Origin of the sequence: Nocardia sp. NPDC059691, from assembly GCF_042733915.1 — a bacterium.
Classification (GTDB): domain Bacteria; phylum Actinomycetota; class Actinomycetes; order Mycobacteriales; family Mycobacteriaceae; genus Nocardia; species Nocardia sichangensis.
Window position 1 is genome coordinate 12,421 of the sequence record NZ_JBHWFB010000015.1, and the last position, 24,085, is coordinate 36,505.

General features: G+C 67.4%; 17 protein-coding genes. All 17 read left to right on the forward strand.

The features are described from left to right. Positions 1-171: 171 nt before the first annotated feature. The 17 genes from ACFV2O_RS28990 (at position 172) to ACFV2O_RS29070 (ending at position 24,058) form a co-directional block, all read left to right on the forward strand. Complete coding sequence (locus ACFV2O_RS28990; RefSeq protein ID WP_379254575.1) at positions 172-1,119, forward strand: C40 family peptidase; 948 nt, start codon at positions 172-174, stop codon at positions 1,117-1,119. Between the two features lie 27 nt (positions 1,120-1,146). Further along, positions 1,147-2,811 (forward strand): hypothetical protein, encoded by a 1,665-nt coding sequence (locus tag ACFV2O_RS28995; protein WP_379254577.1) that lies wholly within the window; start codon positions 1,147-1,149, stop codon positions 2,809-2,811. A 528-nt stretch (positions 2,812-3,339) separates the two neighbouring features. Then, positions 3,340-5,100: a type VII secretion AAA-ATPase EccA gene (gene eccA / locus ACFV2O_RS29000; protein WP_364431836.1), complete on the forward strand. Its 1,761-nt coding sequence runs from the start codon at positions 3,340-3,342 to the stop codon at positions 5,098-5,100. 105 nt (positions 5,101-5,205) lie between these two features. Next, positions 5,206-6,762, forward strand: coding sequence for a type VII secretion protein EccB (gene eccB, locus ACFV2O_RS29005; protein ID WP_364431839.1), 1,557 nt, complete (start codon positions 5,206-5,208; stop codon positions 6,760-6,762). Next, positions 6,759-10,760, forward strand: a complete 4,002-nt coding sequence (eccCa, locus tag ACFV2O_RS29010; protein WP_379254578.1) for a type VII secretion protein EccCa — start codon at positions 6,759-6,761, stop codon at positions 10,758-10,760. Before eccB ends, eccCa begins: the two co-directional genes overlap by 4 nt. Positions 10,761-11,707: 947 nt before the next feature. Continuing rightward, the gene (locus tag ACFV2O_RS29015; protein WP_379254580.1) at positions 11,708-12,118 is read left to right on the forward strand and encodes a hypothetical protein; all 411 of its coding nucleotides are present in this window, start codon (positions 11,708-11,710) and stop codon (positions 12,116-12,118) included. A 42-nt stretch (positions 12,119-12,160) separates the two neighbouring features. Next, on the forward strand, positions 12,161-12,460 hold the full coding sequence (locus tag ACFV2O_RS29020; protein ID WP_364431851.1) for a hypothetical protein: 300 nt from the start codon (positions 12,161-12,163) through the stop codon (positions 12,458-12,460). Positions 12,461-13,015: 555 nt separating this feature from the next. Beyond that, complete coding sequence (locus ACFV2O_RS29025) at positions 13,016-13,327, forward strand: PE domain-containing protein (protein WP_364431854.1); 312 nt, start codon at positions 13,016-13,018, stop codon at positions 13,325-13,327. Positions 13,328-13,357: 30 nt separating this feature from the next. After that, positions 13,358-14,716: a PPE domain-containing protein gene (locus ACFV2O_RS29030; RefSeq protein ID WP_379254581.1), complete on the forward strand. Its 1,359-nt coding sequence runs from the start codon at positions 13,358-13,360 to the stop codon at positions 14,714-14,716. Between the two features lie 59 nt (positions 14,717-14,775). After that, entirely contained in the window at positions 14,776-15,606 is an 831-nt protein-coding gene (locus ACFV2O_RS29035; RefSeq protein WP_364431860.1) for an ESX secretion-associated protein EspG, read from the forward strand. Between the two features lie 34 nt (positions 15,607-15,640). Further along, positions 15,641-17,233 (forward strand): AAA family ATPase, encoded by a 1,593-nt coding sequence (locus ACFV2O_RS29040; protein ID WP_379254583.1) that lies wholly within the window; start codon positions 15,641-15,643, stop codon positions 17,231-17,233. A gap of 34 nt (positions 17,234-17,267) precedes the next feature. Then, positions 17,268-18,791, forward strand: a complete 1,524-nt coding sequence (gene eccD, locus ACFV2O_RS29045; RefSeq protein WP_379254585.1) for a type VII secretion integral membrane protein EccD — start codon at positions 17,268-17,270, stop codon at positions 18,789-18,791. Continuing rightward, the gene (gene mycP / locus ACFV2O_RS29050; RefSeq protein WP_379254587.1) at positions 18,791-20,149 is read left to right on the forward strand and encodes a type VII secretion-associated serine protease mycosin; all 1,359 of its coding nucleotides are present in this window, start codon (positions 18,791-18,793) and stop codon (positions 20,147-20,149) included. Before eccD ends, mycP begins: the two co-directional genes overlap by 1 nt. Then, positions 20,146-21,864 (forward strand): type VII secretion protein EccE, encoded by a 1,719-nt coding sequence (gene eccE / locus ACFV2O_RS29055; RefSeq protein ID WP_379254588.1) that lies wholly within the window; start codon positions 20,146-20,148, stop codon positions 21,862-21,864. The genes mycP and eccE overlap by 4 nt, the downstream gene beginning before the upstream one ends. Positions 21,865-21,880: 16 nt before the next feature. Continuing rightward, positions 21,881-22,234, forward strand: a complete 354-nt coding sequence (locus tag ACFV2O_RS29060; protein ID WP_039804933.1) for a helix-turn-helix domain-containing protein — start codon at positions 21,881-21,883, stop codon at positions 22,232-22,234. A gap of 77 nt (positions 22,235-22,311) precedes the next feature. Then, complete coding sequence (locus tag ACFV2O_RS29065) at positions 22,312-23,364, forward strand: hypothetical protein (RefSeq protein WP_379254589.1); 1,053 nt, start codon at positions 22,312-22,314, stop codon at positions 23,362-23,364. A gap of 1 nt (position 23,365) precedes the next feature. Beyond that, positions 23,366-24,058, forward strand: coding sequence for a hypothetical protein (locus ACFV2O_RS29070; RefSeq protein ID WP_379254590.1), 693 nt, complete (start codon positions 23,366-23,368; stop codon positions 24,056-24,058). Positions 24,059-24,085 lie beyond the last annotated feature (27 nt).

The following is a 24,085-nucleotide window of genomic DNA, read 5'->3' on the forward strand; positions in this document are numbered from 1 at the left end:
GCCACCGCCTCTCAGAAGTCACCCTCATTCTCCCGGCTTCCCGATTCTGGGAAGTGGTTCATAGTTCGATTACCCACCCAGGAATGGGAATACGGCCGAATCGGTTCGGGCGACACAATATTTGGAAGCGTGTGAGAGGCGGTCGGTGATGAGCGATGGCGAGTCGGTCGAATGGCACCGGCACTGACGAACGACCTGGACGGAGTGCTCCGATCGCTGCTTGCGCTCTACGGCGACGGCCAGCCCGCCGGCCAGGCGGCGACCACGACCCAAGCGATCGCCGCCGACCTGGGTGCCCATTCCGGCGTGGCGGCGCGTCGGTACGGCGAGGCGCAGGGCATGCAGTTGTCGATCGCGGAATCGCATGCGGGCAAGGACAGCATCGTGCAGAAGGCCGTGGGCGAATCCGGTGACGGAACAGTCAACAGCCGCGGTCGTCTGACCAACCAGATCGCGGATCTCCAGAGCCGGATACAGGCCATCGCCGCGGTGGGCGACACCCGCTTCAGCGGTCCCGCGTTGCTGGATGCCGCGCAGACCACCATCTCGAATGCCACCAAGCAGGTCGACGCCGATGTCGCCGCCGCGCGTCAGCAGGCCGCGCAGATCATGCCGCCCGCGACGCCGGTGACCCGGCAGGCCGGGCACGGCGGCGCTCCTCGGCGGCGGCGACGGACGCGTTCCAGGGCCAGGTCCTCGTCTCGGTTGCGTCGCAGCGGCATGGTGCCCTCAGACGGGACGGTCGGCAGCAACGCGGTACTGGCCGCCAGTAACTGGCTCGGCACGCCGTATGTCTGGGGTGGCGGCGGCGCGGGTGGTCCGAGCGGCGGCGGATTCGACTGCTCGGGCCTTACCCAGTACGCCGTCGCCCAGGCCAGCCACGGGGAAGTGGTGTTGCCGCGCACCACATACGAGCAGATCTACAGCGGGGTCCGGGTGCATCCCGAGGATGTGCGTCCCGGTGACCTGGTGTTCCCTGCCAGCTCGTTCAGCACGAGAGGGCCCGAGCACGTGCAGCTGGCCGCGGGCAACGGGATGGTCATCGAGGCGCCCTACACGGGTTCGACGGTGAAATGGTCACGTATGCCGAGCGAAGCCGTCGTCGTGCGGGTGCTGTGAGCCGGTGACCGCGGAGGAGAACGCAGCGTGGCCATAAACATCCCCAGCGAGGTCGCGCTGTTCCTCAACATCTGCGGCATCCCCTACCCGGACATCAACGAGGACGATGTGCGTGCCCTCGCGGGGCATGTCCGGACCTTCGCCGAGCAAGTGCGGGATACGCACGACTCGGCGACCGGCGTGATAAACCAGATGGGCGCCTTCTACTCTGGCGAGTCCTACCAGCAGCTGGTCGCCACCTGGGCGGGCATGAGCGCTACCCACATGCGACAACTCGACAGCGCCTGCAAGCTCGTGGGGCAGGCCCTCGAAGTGGCGGCGACAGTGATCACCGCGGTGAAGATCGCCGTATTGGCCGAACTCGCCGCCCTGGCCGCGACCTACGCATCGATCATGGTCACGCCGCCGCTGGCTCCGTCCGCGCCGCTGGTCGCCGCAGCGGCACGACGCCTGTGCGAGGAGATGGTGCAGTACCTGGTCGGCTACATCGTCGCCGAGGTCGTCGGCAAAGCCATCGAACCGCTCGAGCAGGCCATCGACGACATGGTCAACGGGATCGTGTACGACGCCACCCGCAACGCCCTCGACATCCCTTCGTCGAGCGGAGCCACCCGGTTGGACATCGACCCCGACGCGGTGCAGCATTTCGCAAAGGTGCTCGATGATCACGCCGACGACATCATGCGGCACGCGGCGACATTCGCGGAGAACGTCGCGGAACTCGACTTCACGACATCGACGCCGTTCGACGATGTGGCGCAGCACACCGCGACGGACACTCCCACACCGCACGGTCCTGCCCCCGCAGCGCGGGAATTCCCGGTCGGGCGCGACGCACAGCCCGGGTCACGCTTCGCTCCGGCTGCACAGGGGAACATTGGTCTCGACGGACACCGCACCGACAACGTGCGAGTCCCCGTCGCGATGCGCGATGCCACGAACGCGATAGGTAACGGGGACCGGCCGGTCGAACGGAATGGATCCGAAGGCCGCGCGGGTGGTCCGGTCCAGGCCGGCGACCGGTCGGCCACACCTGCCGGTGCGGACCCACGTGATCCGGCCGCGGATCCCGCGAGGAAATCACCGGTACCCGATGTCGCGCGCAACGGTGGGGATTTCGAGGCGGCGCAGCGACCCGCCGGGCTCGAGACCCCCCGTGCCATCTCCGCGCAAGCGGATGCCGCGCCGGTCGCCAATCGTGATGCGATGCCCGAGGTTTCGGCGCGCTCGACGCCCGACGCCGATGTGCACCGGCCCGGCTCGGCATCCGACGCGGTTGCGCCCGCCGGCCAGCTGTCCGTAGCGGACCGGTCCGCGGTAGAGAGTCCCGTCATGGGCGATTCGCCGAGTATTCCGCCCATCACCCAGCAGGGCTCCACTGCGGCGTCCACCCCTTGGGGGCGTGCCGTGGCGCAGTCGGGCCCGTCGAATCCCGCACCGCCGAAGCCCGAACCTCCGGTGAAGGCCACTCCGAAAGCCCGTCGGCCCGCGGTGACCCCGTGGACCAAGACCCGTCGTACTCGGGACGTTCCGGCCGTGGTGCACGCTCCGTCCGCGCGACCGCCGCTGCGCTTGGTCCGGGAGAAGGGGGCCGAAGCGGGCGTCGACAGTGTCCATCTCGCCGACGCGGCGGCGGCTCCGTCGCGGGTGACGTCGTCCGATCGCGTGGATCCGCCGGGGGCGCGCGACTGAGCGGACGATCGATGGCACAAGAAAACCCATTCCCAAGCACGGGAATGGGTTGCTGAGTCGAAGTGGTGGCAGTGGTAGACGTAAACACACCGTGGTACCGGCCTGGGTGTCGCACCCCCGCAACGGCCGGTGGCCTGCCGGTGCCACCGGCCGTTGCTTTGGGTTCAGATCGTCAGGATGAGGGACTGACGATCTGTGTTCAGACAGTACCCTCTTCTGTCGGAACGTTCAATAGTGTGCACCTAAATAGCGGCAAGAAATTTCGCCAGAGCCTCTCACCTGCTGCGCGGCGGTTGGAGGGACCGGATCGCGGCTGGCCAGCCGCCGCCTAAGGGGTCGTCTGCAGGCGGATGTTTGCCGACCCCGAGGTAAACATACCGTTAACTGATGGCACGTTCAAAATTGGCATGTCCTGGCTCGGCGGCTGGCATGCTGGGGTCTTCCCATTGCTGGGAAGTGGTCGAGTCCTGGGCGTGACCGCCGGAATCTATCGTTCGATGAGGCTAGATCGGCGGAAGGGAAGTCCGAGTGTCAGCGGCCGAGGACGCGTTCTACACGGGTGTTCAGAATCTTGGGTTGGTCGCCGGTGGCGTGCGCAACGAACAGCACGCGGCGGCAGCGTTTCGGGCTGCCACCGATCTCGACCCGGACATGTGCGATGCCTGGCTCGGGCGCGCCATGGCGGGGGAGGTCACCTCTGAGGTGATCTATGGCGCCTATCGCTCGGTGCACAACCTCTACCGCGATCAACAACGGGCGGGTCTGGTCGATCGCGCCCTGTGGTGCCAGGTCGAGATCGGCATGTACGGCCTGCGCGTCGCGATGGCCGACCGGGACCAGATCGCCATCGCACAGGCGTGCTCGTATGCCGAAGGCGGTGAATGGCAGGAGGCCGCGGCGATTCTCGACGAGGTTCCGCGCGACGACGTATCCGATTTCGTGCGTATGTCGCTGTACTTCCGGACGAAGCAATGGCCGGATGTGCTCACGCTGCGCAGCGCGCGGCCGGTACTGGAAGACGGTCTGCTGGACATCGCCGCGGAGCTGATGACCGCGCAATCGTTGGCGCATCTGGGTCGCTTCGGCGAGGCCATGCCGCGCGCGCAGCGGATCGTGGAGGACAGCTCCTCGGGCAGTCTGTCCTACATCTGGGCCGACGCGCACTTCTTGCTCGGCATGCTGATGCGGCACAACGGCGACCACGAAGCCGCCGACAAGGTCCTCAAAGGACTACAGGGCTCGGCGCTGTGGCCCGAGCGCGAGGAATGGCAGCGCGCGGTTCGGGACAAGGCGTACCGATTCGAGGTCGCCACCGCGGAACTCATCGCCTCCCGCACCAACAAGTGGGATCCGAAGACGGGTGACGATCCGCGCGAGGCGGCCGCCAGCGCGGCGCGTGCGGAGCGAGAGAGTCTCCTCGCGGAGGCTTCTGATCTGCTGCAGGCGCAGATCGGCATGGACTCGGTCAAAGAACAGGTCGACCGGCTCAAGTCAGGCGTGCTGATGGACCAGGTGCGCGCCAAGCGCGGGCTCGCGGTGGATTCCAAGTCGCAGCATTTGATCTTCTCGGGGCCGCCCGGCACCGGCAAGACGACCATCGCCCGTGTGATCGCCAAGATCTTCGCAGGCCTGGGTGTCGTGGAGAACGCCGATGTCATCGAGGTGTCCCGCAACGACATGGTCGGCACCCACCTGGGCCACACGGCTCCCAAGACCAACGCGCTGATCGACACGGCGCTCGGCGGTGTGCTGTTCATCGACGAGGCGTACACGCTGATCCAGGAAGGTCTTTCCGGCGGCGACGCGTTCGGCAAGGAAGCGGTCGACACGTTGCTGGCCCGGATGGAGAACGATCGCGACAAGCTCGTCGTGATCATCGCGGGATACGAGGACCAGATCGACCGGTTCCTCGCGTCCAACGACGGTCTGGCGTCCCGCTTCACCAAGCGCATCCGTTTCGCCAGCTACGGCGCAGACGAACTGGTGCAGATCGCCGAACACATCGCGCGGAAGAAGGACTCGATCCTCTCCGAGCAGGCACGCGAGGTGCTGCGGCTGCGGTGCGAGGAGTTGGCGGGGCAGACCAAGAACGGCAGGCGATTGATCGATCTGGCCGGCAACGGTCGTTTCGTGCGCAACGTGGTCGAGGCCGCCGAAGCCGAGCGCGACTATCGCTTCACCAGGGAGAACGCCGATATCGCCGCGATGACCGACCAGGAGCTCATGACGATCGACGCGTTCGATGTCACCGCGGCGCTGGAGGGTTTGGCGCCGAGCACGCGGGTGTGAGGCGTCCGCTGATCCACTGTTCCCAAGGTTGGGAATAGTGGTCGTATTCATGCCGTAACCGCTGGTTACGGTGTGGTGGCAGGGCGGCGGAAGGAACGAGAACCGGTGGCGCGCTTCCGGGTTGTGACCAAACACCAGATTTCCGGCTGGCGCTTTCTGCTGCGCCGGATCGAGCACGCGCTGGTCCGTCGCGACGCGTCGATGATCGATGACCCGCAGCGCGGTCGCTCGACCGCGCTGACCGTCGGCATCGCGCTCGCGTGCGTGATCATCGCGGGCGCCGCCGTGCTGGCGTTCTTCAAGCCCGCCAAGAAGGTGGGGGACTCGAAGATCATCGCGGAGAAGGACACCGGCGCGCTGTTCGTGCGCGTGAACAACCGGCTGTTCCCGGCGCTGAATCTGACGTCGGCCCGGTTGATCGTCGGGTCCCCCGACAAGCCGGTGCAGGTCTCCCGGGACGAGCTGTCGAAATTTCCCCGCGGGCCGTGGGTCGGTATTCCCGGTGCGCCTGGCAGCATCGTCGACACCGGCGAGAGGGATTCGTCGTGGACGGTGTGCGACACGGCGCGAACCGGTGCTGCGGCGCCGGTCAACCCCGCGACCGGTCTGCCGACCGTGAGTCGCTCCGCGGTGCGCACGACGGCGATCGGCGGCCCGCTCACCGTGGACGGCGACGCCAATCGCGCATTGGGGGAGGGTGAGGCACGTCTGCTGCGCGACGACAACACGACCTGGTTGGTGTACGGCGACGCCGAGAAAGGCGTGGTGCGCGCCGCGATCGATCTCGCGACCACCGCGGTGGCCATGGCGCTCGGCATCGATTCGACCGCTCCGGTGATGGCGGCGTCCAAAGGCTTGGTCAACGCCATTCCCGAGGCTCCTCCGTTGCGGGTGCCCGACGTACCGGGTAAGGGCGAGTCGGTCACGCTGAACAATGGATTGACCACGCCGGTCGGGTCGGTACTCACCGTATCGACACCGGACCAGGGAGTTTCGTACTACCTCGTCTCACAGTCGGGGTTGGTGCGGGTCAGCTCGGTGCTGGCGGCGATGGTGCGCAACGCCGACTCGCAAGGCGCGGTGTCGACCCGCACCGTCGGGCCCGACGTGATCGCGGCGAACCTGCGTCCAGGTCAGTGGCCGGGCACCGCCACCTACCCGACGCGTCCCATTCGCCTGGTCGACCCGGAGCGATCCGGCGTGACCTGCTTGCACTGGTCGCGCTCGGGAAACGATCCGAACGCGGCCACCGAGCTGCTGGTGGGGAGACAGTTGCCGCTGACGAAGGACGAACAGGGTCGCGCCGTGGATTTGGTGACCTCCGCCGCCTCACGCGGCACCACCGCGGACGCTGCCTACCTGCCAAGGGACACCGGCCGTTTCGTGCAGGTGACCGGCACCGAGCCGGGATCGCCGTTGCGGGAATCGCTCTACTGGGTCTCCGACAGCGGCGTGCGCTACGGCCTCATCACCGAGCCGAACAGCGGCGGCGGCGGCGATCCCACCTTGACCTCGCTCGCCCTGCGCGCCCCGGTCCCCGCGCCGTGGAGCATCATCTCGCTCTTCGCGGTCGGACCCGCCCTGTCCCAGAAGGAAGCTCGCATCCAACACGACGGAATTCCGAACAACAAGATCGTCGCCGGGCTCGGGGGAACGCAGTGACCAGCACTCGCCGATTCGTCCGGCCCGCACGGATGGTGCGCGGTCCCAAAGCACCCGCCGTGACCGAGTTGCGGTTGCAACCGCCGACGGAGCTGCCCAAACCGGTTCCGCCTTCGCGGCTGCGGATGATCATGCCCGTGGTCATGGTCGCGGCCATGGCAGGGATGATGGTCATGATGTTCCGCGGCGGCGGTGCCATGAACCCGATGACGCTGATGTTCCCGGCCATGATGGTCGTGTCGATGTTCGGCATGATGGGCGGCGCCTTCGGGGGCAATTCCGGCGGTGCGGCGAGCCTGAACGAGGAACGCAAGGACTACCTGCGCAGTATCACCGACAACCGCAAGATGGTGCACGCGGCGGAAGCCGAGCTGCATACCTTCCTCCGCTACACCCACCCTGGTCCCGACGAGATCGCCCGGTTGATCGGCGGCAAGCGGATGTGGGAGGTGCAGGTCGCGAGTCCGCAGTTCCTGCGCGTGCGGGTCGGCCGCGGGCGCATCGCCAACCAGGTGCGCGTGATCGTCCCCGAAGCCGCGCCCACGTCCGATCTGGACCCGGTCGGCGTCGTCGAGCTGACCCGCTTCGCCAAGGCCTATTCCACGGTCGGCGGCATGCCGGTCGCGATCAATCTGTTGTCGGCGCCGCAGGTGGGCATCGACGGCGACCCGCGCCTGGTGTCGGGGTTGGTCCGCGCAATGATCGCCGAGGTGGTAGTGCTGCACGGACCGGACCAGGTGGCGGTCGCGGCGGTGCTGTCCGACCCGGACGCGCCGGAATGGTCCTGGCTGAAATGGCTGCCGCACACCCAGCATCCGAACGAGACCGACGCCATCGGCTCCAGCCGGATGGTCTACCGCACCGTCGCCGAACTGCGCACCAAGGTGCTCGCCGGACTCAATCGCGGTCCGTTCTCGGCGAATTCGCAGCCCACCTTGGATCGCACGCACTTCCTGCTGCTAGTCGACGTCGCCGGGCCCGCGAGCGACCGTGACATCTCCGGCATCGACGGCTGCACCTGGTTGCGGCTGGGCGCCACCGAACAGAATCTGCCGCGGGCCCTGCGTTTCACCGTGAGTGACGACCGGTCGCTCAACGAAGTGACCGTCCGCGGCCTGCGTCGCGTCGGCGTTGCCGACACGCTGTCGGTGGCGGCGATGACCAGGATGGCGCGCAGTATCTCGCCGTACCGGCTGTCCACAGTGGTGGAGGCGGTGGCCGCCGAGCAAGCCAGCGGCGGCACCTCCTGGGAGGAAATGGTCGGTCTGCCCGATCCGGGCGCGGTGCGCATCGATCTGCAGTGGCCCCGGCGCCGAGACGCGGACCGCTCGCGGTTGAACATCCCCTTCGGGCACGATCCGGCGGGCGGTGTGGTCTATCTCGACATCAAGGAGTCCGCCGAGGAAGGCATGGGCCCGCACGGCATGTGCATCGGCGCGACCGGTTCCGGCAAATCGGAATTTCTGCGCACGCTGGTGCTCTCGGCAATCGCCACGCACTCGCCGGACGTACTGAACCTGTTGCTGGTCGACTTCAAGGGTGGCGCCACCTTCCTCGGCTACGACCGCCTCTCCCATGTCACCGCCGTCGTGACCAACATGGAGGAGGAAGCCGATCTCGTCACTCGTATGGAAGACGTGATCAACGGTGAAATGGCCCGCAGGCAACGTATTCTGCGCGACGCGGGCAACTTCGCCAGCGTGGCGGACTACGAACGAGTGCGCGAGCAAGGCGCGGACCTGCCCCCGATGCCCACGCTGCTGATCATTCTCGACGAGTTCGCCGAACTGCTCGAACAGCATCCTGGCTTCTCCAAACTGTTCGTGGCCATCGGCCGGCTCGGTCGATCGCTGCGCATCCACCTGTTGCTCGCCTCGCAGAAGGTGCCTGCCAACCGGATGGGCGAACTCGAGGCGCACTTGTCGTACCGAGTGGCGCTGCGCACCAACCAGACCAGCGACTCGCGCGACGCCATCGGCACCGCCGACGCCTATCACTTGCCGAAGAAGCCCGGCGCCGGTTACCTCCGCGTCGGCGCAGGCGATCTCCAACGGTTCCAAGCCGCGTATGTCGGTGAGCCCTACACCGCGCCGGTGCAGAACTCCACGGCCAACGCACAGCGGGTGCGGCGTGCCGGGGGCGGATACCGGCCGCCACAGCGTTTCACCGCGGTGCATATCGCCGACGCGCGTCCGGCCTCGATCGCCGCGCCGCAGCCGGTCGCGCCGACGCCCGCGTTGGAAGGCGAGCCGGTGACCATCATGGAGACCGTGCTGCAGCAATTCGCCGGCCACGGCAGGCCCGCGCACAAGATGTGGCTGCCGCCGCTCGGCACGCCGCCCACCCTCGACAAGCTCGTCGGTGCCGTTCCCCGAGGCGCGCTGCAGCTTCCGCTGGCGATCGTGGACAAGCCACGCCAGCAGCGCCAGGACGTGTGGTCGGTCGATCTGTCCAGCGCGGGCGGCCACGTGGCCGTGGTCGGTGGCCCGCAGTCGGGGAAGTCGACCGCGCTGCAGACCCTGGTCGTATCGGCCGCCATGACCCACACGCCCGAACAGGTGCAGTTCTATTGCCTGGACTTCTCGGGCGGCCTGTCCGGTCTTCGCACCGTGCCGCATGTCGGTTCCGTGGCCTCCGCACGTGACACCGACCGTATTCGACGGACTTTCGCGTTGATCAACAACTTGATCGCCATGCGACAGACGCTGTTCACCGAACTCGGCATCGATACGATGCGTGAGTTTCGGCGTCGCCGCGGCTCAGCCGCCGAGTCCGCGCGGTTGACCGCGGCCGGCGATGTCCACGGGGATGTGTTCATCGTCGTCGACGGTTGGGACATCGGATTCGCAACGAATGGGCCCTTCTACGACGAGTACATGCCCACGATGGAATCCATTGCGGTACAGGGCCTCAATTACGGCATCCATCTGGTCATCAGCAGTTCGCGGTGGGCGGCGATCCGGCCACAGATCAAAGACATGGTGCAGACCCGCCTGGAAATGCGGTTGGGTGACCTGACCGATACGGTTTTCACCGGGCAGCGGAGTGTCGTGGCGGCCATCCCGCCGAATCGGCCGGGCCGGTGTATTTCCTCTGAAGGATTGCACATGCTCACCGCACTGCCACGTGCGGACGGGAATGGCGATGCGGAGTCGGTTGCTGCCGGACTGACCGCCATTGCCGACCAATTGCGGCGGACACACGACGGTCGTACGGCACCGGAAGTGAGGTTGCTGCCGAGCCAGGTCTCGCTGAGCGAGGTCCTCGCGCGTATCCCCGAGCCGACCGATCTCGCGCAGCGACTGGTCGTGCCGTTCGGTGTCCGGGAATCCGACCTCGGTCCCGCTGTGCACGACTTCGGCGTATCTACGCATCTGGTCGTGCTGGGCTCGTCGGGCTCCGGAAAGTCGACGGTGGTATCGGCACTGCTGGAGTCCATCCGCACCCGATTCACCAAGGATCAGGCGCGGGTGCTGCTGATCGATTACCGACGCCAGCATATGGAAGCTTTGCCCGACGACCAGTTGGTCGGCTATCTGACCAGCGCTCGGGATCTCAGCGAGAATCTGCCGCCGTTCGTCGCCAAGATGCGAAGCAGGCGTCCGCCGGACAATGTGACACCGCAACAGCTCAGGGATCGTTCGTGGTGGAGCGGGCCGGAGATCTTCGTCGTCATCGATGACTACCATATGGTTGTCCAACGCGGACAGCTCAATCCGCTCGATCCGTTGCGAGAGCTCATGATCGATGGCCGCGATACCGGGCTGCATGTCGTCGCGGCCCGGAATATCGCCCAAGCCGATTCCGCGATGTACGACAGCGTTCTCGGGCAGATCAAGAACCTCAACTGTTCCGGCGTCATCCTCGATGGGTCGAGGCTGGACGGCATGCTCATCGGTGACGTGAAGCCCACCAAACAGCCGGTGGGAAGGGGAATCTTCGTGGAGCCGCTGCATTCCCGCAAGGACTTGGTCCAAGCCGCGTGGACGCCGGAGTGAACGCGCCGCACGGCCGAGGTTCCTTTGTCCCCCAAGGTTGGGAATAGCTTAGCGTTCTTGGTGTACCGCTCGAGTGTGAGTGGCACCGATCGATTGGAGGCTTCGATGGTTCCAGTGCCAGTTCCTACCGAACAACTTCCCGTGATCAGTGCCCGACTCGGTGCCGCGAAGCCGACGCTGTGGGTGACTCGCATCGACAGCAATGTCGGTATCACCGAACCGAATCCGTACCACAACGCTTCTGTCCCGGTCGGAATTCACTATGAGGCCGCCGATTCGGTCTGCGACGCTCTCGTGAGCCGTAGCGCCGCCGCTGTCGGCAGTTGACCGACCGTGTAGCCCGGTAGAGAGAGGGCGAGTCATGCCGTTCGACGTGTACGTCGCCGAGGGGCCGCAGGCGAATCGGATCCTCCCCAGCTGCCCCGGAGCAGCGTCGTTGGTTGCCGTGTCGGCCGCCCGCGCTGGCATCGACGAGGCATCGATTCTCGCCATGGGCGTAATGGTGGAGCGTGCGCTGTCGTCGGCCGGTTCAACGGCCGATTCGGGTGTCGCTGAGCGCGGGCCGGATGCGTTGGGCCAGGACGTCGTCTCTGGAGCCGCACCGTACGCGCCGACAATCGATGGCGTCCGGTACTCGTGCCGCCTGCCGGGGTGTCAGTGCCCCGGCCGCTCGGACGCGGTGTCTCAGGAAGGAGGACAAGGGCAGGCCTGGGAAGGACTCCATACCAGGTGAACAGCTCGACGTGCCGGTGCTGGAGCGACCGCCGGCGATCGGCGTCATCGAATGCGACGAGGACGACACCTAGGAGGACACGACGGCGAAAGCGGTGCTCATGGGGGTGCTCGACAGTTTCGATACGCGAGGCGGGAACCGCCGACCATGAGGCTTCTCGGTAGGCGTGCCGAGCGGCAAAAAACACATTGTTCGAAAGGAATGGCAAGGAGCCATGAGTTTTACCACTGAAATCGACCACGATACTTTGAGTAAGGCCCGAGTGCAGTTCGCCACTATTCTGGGCGAGTTCGAGTCGGCCGGGCAAGCATTGTCCGGAGTGCAGCATCAGTTCCCTGCCGCCGTCGAGGGTGAGATCGGCACTGCCATCTACAACGCGGTCGGCAATACGTACGAGCACATCAAGAGCTTGTGCAACATGTTGCAGACCCGCATCATGGATCCGATGGACGCGGCCAGGATCCAGGCCGATGCGGAGGGTATGGACCGGGCGGGTGAGATCGCGCGGCTGGGTAACGACGGCGTGACCGACGTCGGAAACGCCTCTGGCGCATGGGCCAACAATCATATGGAGAACACCTCCGCCATCGGCCAGGATCAGTCGAAGATCGACCTCAATTTCTGACGGCCACGAAACCCGATACAGCTCTAGAAAGGTTTGAGGACAATGGGCAGAATCAAGAACGTCTACGGGCAGGTGGACGGACTCACCGCCGATACCGAACAAATCATCGGCCGCATTCGCGATCAGATCATTCCGGATGTCAAGAAGCGCTGGGATGAGACGCTGGCAACCTTCCAAGGTGACGGCGCCAACGCCTTCTCGGACATCACTCGGGATTTTCACTCCAGGCTGGGTGCGCTCGAGGCTGCCATGGCGCACCTGAACGGAAAGGTGACCAAGATTTCCGGCAGTGGTGGCGATGTGCAGACACTGGATCACCGGCTTTCGGGCCTGTTCACGTAGTCGTCGGGCCGACGCGGTCCCGTCCGCCACCTATGGCCTCGACGGGCGAGTCGCCTGACACTCGTGGTGGGAGAGTTGGAAGCCGAACCGATCTCCATCGATATGAATGTCGATGCCGTCCTTGTTCTCCGGAACATGGATGGCATCGACTTCTTTCTGTCGGCCCTCGCTCTTGTGCCGAACATCCCGATGCCGTCGACCAGGGCCCGGTGCATACCGTTGTGACCCGGATGAAACGAGGAGCCGGTACTGCCGAGGGCTACCGTGTGCATCCGGCTGCCGAGCGTCGGCCGCAGTGCCTGTACCGGCAAACGGTCGCGTAGACGCTGCCGACATGAGGTGCGTGAACGTCGTCGCACAGAGCGGCCGCCGACCGGGCGGCCCCGGTTGAGCCCTGAACCTCCTCGGGCCGGATCGGGTGCGGTCCGAGTGGGCGCCGCGGCCCGCAAGATCCCACGTGCAGCCCCATTTTCACGGCATTCCCACTTCTGGGAATGCCTTAGCGTTTTCGATGTACTACTCGCCAAGAGTGGTGCCGGTCGTTAGGAGACTTCCATGTATCTCGCTGTTGATCCGGATCATCTCCCGGTTATCGCTTCCCAGCTCGGCGTCAGCGCGGAGGACTTGATGCTGATGCTCGGTGCGGCCGCGCCCGTCGCTGTCCCGTTTCCGCCGGGTCTCGACGACGTGAGCGCGCTCATTCCCGCCGCATGCGGCAAGCAAGCAGGGTTGTTCTTTCCCACCACGGCGAACGGAGTCGCCATGGGAAGCGAAGGCGCGGTTGCCCTGCCGGAGGTCGGTGTCGCCTTCGCCGCCGGTGACATGGTCGGTGGTACCCAGGTGGACATCGCGTCAGCGGCCATCTAGGCCTGGATAGCCCGAGCGAAAGCTGATGAGATGCTTGCTGTCGTATTCGGCGCGTTGGCACCGGAGGCGATCATCGCCCCGCTGCTCGCCGGCGATGGGGTCACCACGACGCGGTTGACCGCGAATGCCTACAGGGCTATGGCCATGCAATTGAATGCCGCCGCGGCCAACACCGAGGGCTCGATGCTCCAGATGAGCGGGACCTTTCAAGCGCTCACCTCTCAGCAGGCGCAGGCTGCGTTCCGTAAACACGCGGCATGGATGCGTGAGCAGGCCACAGTGGCGGAGACGACCGGCGAGTTGCTGGACCGAGCGGCTGACATCTGCTCCACGGCGAAGGCCGCCATGGCGGCGGTCGCCGCCAAGGTTGCCCAGGTGCGGTTGCAGGAGGGGATCGCGCTCGCCGGCGGCATGGGCCCGTTGAGCGGGCCTGCGGTCGCGGAAGCCGAAGCCGAGTTGCTCGCGCTCAGAGGCGCCGCCCTCGGGGTGATGGCCGGTTACGCCGGGGCACTGGTGCCCACGCTCGCCGCACTGCCGCCACCAATCGAGGCGCCGCCCATTGTGACCGGCGGTGCAGGGCCGGACCCGCAGACGCAATACCTGTCGTACGACAATCCGGCCAACAATACCGAAAGCGGTCCAACTCAGACGCATACGTCGACCTCGTCGACGGGCGAGAGGTTGACCGGATCGGATAACGGCGGCTCCGAATCGGTCGGCGACAAGACCCCTACCGACACGACCCAACCCACCGATACGACTCAGCCGACGGATCCGACACAGCCGACCGATCCGACTCAGCCGACGGATCCGGCGAACCCGGGCACCGATCCCGAGCAATTGGCGAACGCGGATCCCAGTGGTTGGTCCGGTGATTCGGGAGCGAACGGCGTAGGAGACGGTGCCACAGACCAGTCCTGGCTCTATGGCACGTCGCAGAACTCGCCGACGTTGGCCGGATTGAGTGGTGGGGCCGGGAGTCTCGTCGCGCTGAATATGGCTCGCGGTGGCCTCGGATCGATGCCGGGCGCCTCGACCGGGTTCCGGATGCCCGCCAACTGGACGCCCGGAGCCGGAAGGGCGTTCGGCGCCATGCCGCAACAACCGGGTTCCGGACCGATGGCTCGGAAGGGCCCGCCACGCGGTGCGGTCGCGCCCAAGGCGCGGATGCGACGACGCCGTGACGACGAGAAGAAGTCGTCGAAGGTGTTCGTACCAGGCGAAGCTCAAGATGTTCCGGTCCTCGAGCAAGCTCCCGTCATCGGGGTCATCGAGTACGAGGACCGCGACGACAGGGACGAGCCGACGCCCGAACTGGTACTGGCGGTCGGCGTCATCGAGCCGGACGAAGACGAAGCGGTGCTCGCCTCCGCAGAACCTCCCCGGTGAAGCGCGCCGAGGTCGAATATCGAGTCGAGGGAGATGATCACAATGCATTCGGGGAAGGTGTGGAAGACGATCCAGTAGCAATCGACCTGAATGTCGATGCCGCCCTGCTGTTACAGCATCTGGTCGGCATCGATTCCTATCCGCCGGTATTGGCGCTGCTGCCGAATATCTACCGCATCGAGGATCGGGATCGGGTGCATGCCGTAGTCGCCGCGCAGCTCACCGAAGTGGGTGTGCTCGAGGACGGTCGCGTGCACCCGGTGGTCGAGCATTGGCTCACCAGTCTGTACCGCCCGGATGTGGAAATGGATGTCCGGATCCTGGATACCGGGTTGGATGGCGAGTCGAAGGGAATGCTGCGGATGTCGCTGGTGCGCGCGGGCGAGACCCATGTGCTCGCGGTGCGCTCCGATGACCACGTCGTCATTCAGTCGGTGTTCCAGCAGGACCGCCAGCTCGACACCTTGTCGGCCGCAGTCGCGTCCGCGCTCGGTCCGGCGCAGGCGTTGCGGTTCGAGTCGATCGCCGCGCCGGTCGAGCAATTCGGCGAGATTCCCGACGACCAGGACGAACGGCGGCGTGCCCTGGTGGAACTCGGTGCGGAACCGCATGCCGCCGCGGTGCTGAGCCGGGTTCTGGACGAGGTGGTACGACGGGCGGAGGTGGTGATGATCGAGCACCATGACGGTAGCTCGGCGGAGCCCGAATTCAGCGTGAACGTGCTGGATACCCTGTCGGGGCGAATCATCGTGACGCCGAGCGTCGCGATGGACGGACAGAAGTGGGCGAGATATGCGCCGGGCGACGACGCGGCCTTGCGGTCGGGTATCGGGGCGTTGGTCGACCTGCTGCCCGGTCGAAGTTGGTTCGACACCAGCAGACTGAACTGAACGTCGGACCGTGTTTGTCGAGAGGACGACGGAAATGAACCGAGCACCGAGCATCAACGGTCATTCGGCCGAGTCCGCGCGCGCTCGCGGCGGTTACGACGCGTACTTCGCACCGACGAACGAGCTGAGCGACGCGGCCGTCGCACCCGGCCCCGCCCCCGAGGCCCGGCAGGACGCCGACAACCCCACGCCCGCTGACCCCGTGATCGGCCCGCCGCGTGAGCCACGGCCGCCCGCCGGGGAACCCGATCCACGCTCGACCCAGGCAATGGTGACGCCGCCGACTGGCGCGAGCACGCTGCCTCCGCAAATGAATGCGCAGGCAAGCACGCCGCCGCCCCAGACGAATGTCCCGCCCGCGCAGACGAGTACGCCACCACCTCAGTTCAATTCCGCTCCGCCGCAGGCGGGCACGCCTTCGCCGGATTACTCGGCGCCGCCCGCGGCAGCGCCGAGAGCAGCGCAACAGTATTCGGCACAGCAGCGGTCCGCCGAGCAGTACCGAGCCGAGCAGCAGTCCGCCACGCAGTCTCAAGCGATCGCGCGCACCGACGCCGCATCCGCGAATGAGGAGTGGTCGTCCGGCTCGGCGACCCCCTGGGTTCCCGAGCGCGTCGACCGCACCGCTTATGAGCCGACGCCGCGGATCGAGGTGCTGCCCGCCGCGCTCAGTTCGATCGAACTGCTCGCCGACATCTCCGCCGCGAAACGCGCGCAGCTGCGCTCCTCCTCGGGAATGCGGGGCGCGCTCAACAAAGTCGGTTTCAACCTCGGGCTCTCGCCCGCCGAACAGCGTGCCGAGGATCGCAAAGCGCGAATCCGGACCCAGCTGACCACGACCTATCAGATCGCGGTGATCAGCGTGAAGGGCGGCGTCGGCCGCACCACCACCGCGGCGACGCTCGGCTCGACCTTCGCGGGCCTGCGCCCGGACCGGGTGGTCGCGATCGACGCGAACCCGGACTTCGGCGATCTCTCCACCCGTACCTGCAGGCACCCGTACGGCCTGACGCTGCGCGATCTGGCGCAGTCCCAGAACCTCGACGCGTTCTCCGCGGTGCAGTCGTTCACCTCGATCAACTCCTCCGATCTCGCGGTGATCGCGTCGCCATGGAGCACCGAGGCCACCGAGGCGTTGTCCGGCCGCGAGTACAGCACCGCCGTGGAAGTGCTGCGCAAGCACTTCAATCTGCTGGTGGTCGACTGCGGGACCGGCGTGCTGGATTCGGTCACGTCGACGGTGTTGCAGACCAGCGACGCCGTCGTGGTCGTCACTCCGGCCACCGTCGGCGGCGTGACCGGCGCGGTGGCCACCCTGAACTGGCTTAGTTCCCATGGCCTGCAACATTTGATCGCGAAGTCGATCGTCGGCATCGTGCACCATCAGCCGCTGAAGCCGACCGTCGACGTGGACGCGATCGAGAAACTGTTCGAGACCGCGCAGCGCCCAACCTGCGTGCTGCCCTACGACGCGCACTTGGCCGAGGGCGGCGAGATCGACCTGCGGCTGTTGGAGAAGGAGACCGTGCTCGCGTTCGAAGAGTTGGCCGCATGGCTGGCCGATGGATTCCCTGGATACCTCTCCAGCGGCGCCGACAACTCCGGTGACCGCGGAGGGTGGCGATGAGCGGGCGTAGCGAGCGAATCAGCGAGGCGGAGGCATGAGCACTGCCGTCGCGCCCGCGCCTGCCGGGACGCAGCCGTCGGCGGAGGTCGCACGGGCCCGGATCGCCGTGATGATCTCCACGTATCAGGTCGACGTCGTGGTGCCGACCAAGTTCACCATCGAGACCTTCATCGACGACCTGCTGGTCGTACTGGCTTCGGCGATCGATGACGAGAACGTCGATTTCACGCCGCCGCAAGGTCAGTGGAGCCTGGCCCGCCCGGGCGAGCCGCCGATTCCACGCTGGCGCAGCCTTGCCGACCACGACATCGACGACGGCACGGTGTTGATGCTGTCGGTCGTCGAGTCGGCCGAGGTGTTCACGCCGGTGGTCGAGGACATCACCGACGCGCTCGCCCTGATCAACGAGCGCGAGTTCGCCGAATTCGACGCGAACACCGCCGCGATCGTCGGCCTGGCCGTGCTCGGCATCGGGGCCTCGGCGGTGGCCGCCATGCTCGCTTGGTCGTGGACCATGACCGGTTCGACCCTGTGGTGCGGCCTGCCCGCCCTGCTGCTCGGTGGGCTGTGCTGGGCGGGCGCCGCGCTGTCGCGCAGGCGTAACACTGCGGCGACGATCACCCTCGGCTTGACGCTGGCGGCGACGCCGCTGCTGTTCGCCGGAGGGGCGATGCTGGTGCCGCCCGCCTACGACCAGCCGGGGCCGTTCGCCGCGGCCAATCTGGCGGCCGGGGCCGTGGTCGCCGCGGTGGCCGCCGCCACCATGATGCGATTGAGCAGGATCGGCATCGCGACCCTGATGGCGGTCACGGTGCTCGGCATCGCGCTGACCATCGCGGCCCTGCCGTTGACCTACGTGGATCTGTCCGTCGGGCAGGTCGCCGGCGGCGTGGCGTTCGTCGGGATCGTGTTGCTGACCACGGCGCCACGGTTGGCCGTGGTCATCGCGCGCATCCGGCCGCCGGATCTGCCCGACCCGGGCAACGAGGTCTCCCCGACGACACTGACCGACATCTTCGACGCGGAGACGGTGCGCGAAGGGGACGAGCACACCGCGGTCGGCGAGCGGCAGCGCACTGCCGAGGAGGCCGGTATCGAGGGCCGAGCCCGGCTCGCGGTGACCAGCCTGCGTGGCCTGATCGCCGCGATCTCCACAGTGCTCGCGTCTTCCGCGGTGATCTCGGCCGCGGCCAGCCCGGGTGGGATCCGGGAAATCGTCATGGGCACCGCGATCGGCGGCCTGCTGGCGATGCGCGCTCGCTGGCACCCCGACCGCGTCCAGGCGATCGCGCTGATCGCAGGCTCCGTGGTCACCGTCTGCGGTGTCGGTTTCGTCGAGGTGGGCGCCTACGAGACCCCGGTCGCGCGTCTCGTGGTAGGACTCGTGGTGGCGTTGGCGGCGTGCGCGGCGTGTATGGCCGCGCTCCGGCTGCCGGGCAAGCGGCTGTCCCCGGTCACCCGTCGTGTCATCGATCTGGTGGAGTACGCGCTGATCCTGGTGGTTCCGGTGCTCGCCTTCTGGATCATGGGCGTCTACACCGCTATGCGAGGGATCTGATGAAGGTCGGCAGTGCCGCGGTCGCGGTTCTCGCCGGGGTGCTGCTGGCGATCACCGCCGCCCCCGCCGTCGCGCTGGAGCCGCCGCAGGTCGTGGTCGGCGCGCCGCCCGCGGACGACCCGCCGGGACCCGAAGAGCCGATGAAGCAGCAGAAGGGCTGCCTGGCCGCGGGCGCGCTGCCCGATAGCGACCTCAGCCGTACTCCGCCGGCGGAACTGGCGCTGGATCTGCGCCGCGCCAAGGCGCTCAGCCGGGGCGCAGGCGTGACCGTCGCCGTCATCGACACAGGTGTGCAGCCGCACCCGCGCCTGCCCAACCTGGTGGGCGGTGGCGACTATCTCGCCGCGGGTGGCGACGGGCTGTCCGACTGCGACGCACACGGCACGCTGGTCGCCGGAATCATCGGAGCCACCTCCGATCCCGCGGACGGATTCTCCGGTGTGGCGCCGGACGCGCGGATCATCTCCATCCGCACCCGTTCCGGCGCGTTCAGTCCCGAACACCCGAGTTCTGATCCGAGCCAGCGGACCGCCGTCGAGATCCGGACGCTGGCGCGGGCGATCACTCGCGCCGCCAACCAGGGCGCCGGTGTGATCACCGTGTCACTGCCGATCTGCCTGCCGGTGGACGCGCAGCCGGATCAGTCCATGCTGTCGGCGGCCATCGGCTATGCCGTCCACGTGCGCGGCGCGCTCATCGTGACCGGCGCGGGCAACGCAGGCGGCGGCGCCGGTTGCACGCAGAACCCGGACGTCGACCCGACACGCCCCGCTGACGCGCGCAACTGGCGCGACGTGAAGACGATCTCCACACCAGGATGGTTCGGCGCCGACGTGCTCACGGTCGGTTTCACCACCGCGACCGGCGCGCCCGTGCCGGATTCGCTCACCGGACCGTGGGTTTCGGTCGCCGCGCCGGGCACCGGCATCGAATCGCTCGGCCCCGGCGGCGGTGGCCTGATCAACGGCGTCGGCGAACCGGACAAGCTCGTGCCCGTCGGCGGCGCGTCGTTCGCCGCGGCCTACGTCAGCGGTGTGGCCGCCCTGTTGCGCTCGCGCTTCCCCAATGAGACCCCACGCGAGATCGCCTCCCGCCTGCAAGCCAGCGCGCACGCCCCGGCACGCGGAATCGACAACATGGTGGGCGCGGGCATGGTCGATCCGCTCGCCGCCCTGAGCTACCGCACACCGCCGCAGCAACCCGCGGGCCTGTTCCAGTCCTCGGAACTGCCGATGCCTCCTCCGCCGCGCGCGAAGGACCTGCGTCCCGCGATCACCGCGACCGTCGTCATCCTCGCCGCCGTACTGCTCGGCCTGGCCGGCAGCCACCTGAATTCCGCGATGCGGAGGCGCCGGTGAGTTTTCCGAGCGTACGGGTCGCCGGCGTCGAGCGGGGTCCGTTCGCCGCCTTCGTCGTCGTCGGCAGCCCGCTGCTGGTCGGGCTGTCGGCCAAGACGCCGTGGTGGGTGAGCGCGGTGGTGGTCACCGTCCTGGTCGTGACGGTGACCGTCCGGGTGAACGGGCGGACCGGTATGCGCTGGTTGCTGGACTGGGTGGCTTACCGCACCGGCCGGACCGCGCGGGCGCGCGAACGCACGCAGACCGCGCGCATTCGCGACGTGCAGGTCGCCGCGGGTGTGTGCGGCGTCAACCAGGCGGGTGACACGCTGATCGCGATGATCCAGCTCGCGCCGAACCTGGATCTGCCCACCGTCATCGCCGAGCGAACCCTCTACACCGAGGACACGATCCCGGTCGACCTGCTGCTTCCGATGTTGGACCACTTCGGTATCGCGGTCGACATCGACATCGTCACGACCGGTCAGCGGGTCCGCTCCAGCGGTAGCTACAGCATGCTCTACGACCAGCTGATCGGCTCGCACCCCGTGGTGGGAGACCGGCTGACCTGGTTGGTGGTCCGGCTCGATCAGGAACGCAATCTGGCGGCGCTGAGCAAGCGCGGGCCGTGCGCGGTGGTCGCTCCGCAAGCGCTGGCCAGCGCCACGCATCGGATCGCGGGCCGCCTGCGCGAGCGGGGTATCGCAGCGCACGCGCTGCCTGCCGCCGCCCTGCGGGACGCGACGCGCCTGCTGCACGCGGGAATCGAACTCTCCGACCTCCAGGAAACCTGGAGCAATCTACAGACGTCGGTGCCGGGCCGGTGTGTGACCAGCTTCCTGATCGACTGGTCCCGGTTGGGCGGGGTGGGTCTGGACGACTGCTGGACCTGGAACCGCGGCCGCACCACGCTGGTGGTGAGCCTGACCTCCGACACCGAGGGGCCACGCGCGCTGGTCCGGTTCATCGGTCCGGCTGTCACCACCGAACCGCCGGACTACCTGCGACTACTGGGTGGCGACCAGTCCACGGCCTTGCTGGCATCGTTGCCAGCCGGCGACTCGATCCGAGCCCTGCGCGGCTTCGAGTCCGGCGCCGACATCGCGCCGGAGGACCTCGCCGCCGAGCTGGCCATCGCGATCGGCCCGAACGGTCAGATCCTCGGTGCGATCAGCGGCCAGCCACGTCACACCCTGGCGTTGCCGCTGTTCGACCCGGCCCGGTTCAACCCGCGCAGACGCACCATCGACGTCCATGCCAAGCTGCCCGTCGCCCAGCAGATCATCCTGCGGGCGATGGTGGTCGGCGCGGACGTGGAGATCCATTCGGCGCGGCCGGACAGCTGGCGTCAACTGGTTACCGCGGTCGGCGACCCGCGCTCGATGCGCTTGGCCGACCCGGGCGACGGGCACGGCGCAGCAAACGGGGAAGCGGAGACTCCGGCCACCATCGCGGTCTTCGACCATCTGCCGCCGCGTGCGTCCAACGCGCACACGACGGTCACCATCAGCGAGCCCGGCGGTCCGCGCAGGCGCGCTGTCGATCTCGCGATCAACCAGGTCAGCGCGACCGCGGTGGACGTGAGCATTCCGATGCGCACGGTGCGGGTCGACCTGATCGAGCCGAGAGGCGAAACACGATATTTCGATACTGTCGACGGCCCGCCCGCGCATCCCGCGGGGGCATCCGGACCCGTGGTTGCACCTCCGCAACCCGGTGGCCGTCGCGTGAGCTGATGGGAGCGGTCGGTTAATGTCTATCACCGTGGTAGCGGACACCCATTCCGATGGCGGCGAACTCCCTCATCAGGACGCCGGGGACGCGCTAACCCCGAGACAGGCAGCCGCGGCGATCTTCTCCAGCCGGTTGTCGGAGCTGATCGCGGAATCCGTAGTCTCGACCGAGGACGGATCGACGCGGTCGCTGACGCTCTACTCGCTGGCGCAGCACCTGGAACTGGCCTACCCGGACGTGCCGGTGTCGCAGTCCGGCCTGTACCGGCTGATCCACGGTGACGCGATCCCGCGCCTGGACTTGGTGATCGCGCTGGCTCGTGTCTTCGACGTGCCGCCGGAGTACTTCGTGACCGAGGAGAAGAAGCGCTGACCCGGCCGGTCGGCTGTTCTCTCCAGCGGGAATAGCGGCCGCCTCGGCGAGCGTCGCGGGCCGGATACGATCCGGACATGCCCGCCGAGGACCCGGGAGATGTGTTTCTCCGTCATCGAGGTGCGGTCCTCGACGCACTGCTCGCTGATCCTTCGTTCGGGCCCTCCACGACGTCGTCCACGGTCGGCGCGGATTTCGGCGGTAGCGCCGAGTCGGGTGACAGCGCGGCTATCAGCGTCCCGTCGCTCGGGTTGCCCGATCTCGACTCGCAGCCGATGGACGTCGCGCCGCGGCGCCGCACCGGTGACGGCCCCAAGGCCAGTGAGCGGATTCTCGCGCTGCTGAACGGGCAGGCGCAGGATTCCAGTCCGGCTATGGAGTTCGGGAACGACTTCTCCTCGGTCGCCGCGCGATCCACTGCGCAGGCCGAGGCGGAGCCGGAGCCGGAACGCCCGTCCACGGCCTCGGCCAACCGGCTCGCCCCCGCGCAGCAGGTCGCCAAGGACGCGCTCGTCCAGTTGCGCAAACCCAAAGTCGCGTTGATCGTGGCCGCGGTGCTCGCCGTGCTGCTGTTGCTGCTGTTGATCACCACCGGCGGCGGTGCGAAGAACACAGCGCAGGACCAGGTTCTGGTGGTCACGCCGCCGCCGACCTCCGCCGCGCCCTCGACCTCGCCCGCTCCGCCGTCGAGCTCGATCATCCAGCCGAAGTCCGCGGAGTCGAAGTGCCCGCCCGGCAGTACCCCGGGCATGGACGCGTTCGGTGGGCAGGCAGGCAAGGCGTGGTCGTGCGTGCGGGCCTACAAGGTCGACGGTCAGGTCATCACCATCGATCTGGGCAAGACCTACCAGATCGATTCGATCGGGATCGTGCCCGGCTGGGACCACATCAGCGCGGACGGCACCGATCAATGGGCGAAATACCGCACCGTCAGCCGGGTTTCATACATGTTCGACGACGGCACCAAGACCGTCTACACCCAGCCGACGCTCGACCAGCGGACCCTGGTGGTGACCAAGATGGCGCCCGCGGTGAGCGCCTCGAAGATCGTGCTGACCGTGCTCGAGTCCAAGGGCGATTCGACGATCAACACCACCGCGATCTCTTCCATCGTCATCACGGGGCACTGAGGTGTCCACACTGCCCGAACTCGTCTGCCAGTACTGCGGCCACCGCAACACCGGTGCCGATGCCCGCTGCACCCATTGCGGAGCGCCGCTGCGCTCGGCCGTGGACACGGTGAAGTCCGTCGCGGAGCACCTGCCCGGTCAGGTCGCCGAAGTCGCCGAGAAGGTCGGCGGTGAAGCGAAAAGGTTTGTGGACAAGGCATATCCGCGCTGGCAGTGGCAAGCGGTGGGGGTGCTCGCGCTGCTGATGGTCGTGGCCGTCGTCTGGGGCCTATGGTCCTGTTCGCCGTCCCTGCCGTCGATCGCGCAGGGGAGCGCGCAGGGGAGCGCGCCGGTCCGGGCCATCCCGGATCTGCTCCGCACGGCCGCGAGCTGTCAACCGCTGGATTCCGGTGGGCAGCGGGAGAAGTGCGTCGTCGCCGCCACCGACCCGATGCTGTTCGGCAATATCGCGGGCGGCCGGGATCTGACCTTCTACGCCGAACTGCTACCGCAGGATCGTTTGGCGGACAGCATCTCTCGATGGCGCGGCGCGGGCGGTACGGCCCTCGTGGACGGTCCTGTCTACGCGGCGATCGGCCCCTCGGCAACCGTCTGGTACGCGGATACCCGGACCGGTCTTCGGTTGGAGACGGGCAACTTCGCCGGTCGAACGGGCGCGCAGACCTTCCTGTCGCGTGCGGGACTGCTCCGCTGAGGTAGCAGCGCACGCCTACGCCGGGCA

Coding starts and splice junctions, on each gene's coding strand:
- ACFV2O_RS29015 (WP_379254580.1), top strand. CDS start 11,708: ATGAGTTTTACCACTGAAATCGACCACGATACTTTGAGTAAGGCCCGA.
- ACFV2O_RS29040 (WP_379254583.1), top strand. CDS start 15,641: ATGAACCGAGCACCGAGCATCAACGGTCATTCGGCCGAGTCCGCGCGC.
- ACFV2O_RS29060 (WP_039804933.1), top strand. CDS start 21,881: ATGTCTATCACCGTGGTAGCGGACACCCATTCCGATGGCGGCGAACTC.
- mycP (WP_379254587.1), top strand. CDS start 18,791: ATGAAGGTCGGCAGTGCCGCGGTCGCGGTTCTCGCCGGGGTGCTGCTG.
- ACFV2O_RS29025 (WP_364431854.1), top strand. CDS start 13,016: ATGTATCTCGCTGTTGATCCGGATCATCTCCCGGTTATCGCTTCCCAG.
- ACFV2O_RS29020 (WP_364431851.1), top strand. CDS start 12,161: ATGGGCAGAATCAAGAACGTCTACGGGCAGGTGGACGGACTCACCGCC.
- ACFV2O_RS28990 (WP_379254575.1), top strand. CDS start 172: ATGGCACCGGCACTGACGAACGACCTGGACGGAGTGCTCCGATCGCTG.
- ACFV2O_RS29030 (WP_379254581.1), top strand. CDS start 13,358: ATGCTTGCTGTCGTATTCGGCGCGTTGGCACCGGAGGCGATCATCGCC.
- ACFV2O_RS29065 (WP_379254589.1), top strand. CDS start 22,312: ATGCCCGCCGAGGACCCGGGAGATGTGTTTCTCCGTCATCGAGGTGCG.
- eccD (WP_379254585.1), top strand. CDS start 17,268: ATGAGCACTGCCGTCGCGCCCGCGCCTGCCGGGACGCAGCCGTCGGCG.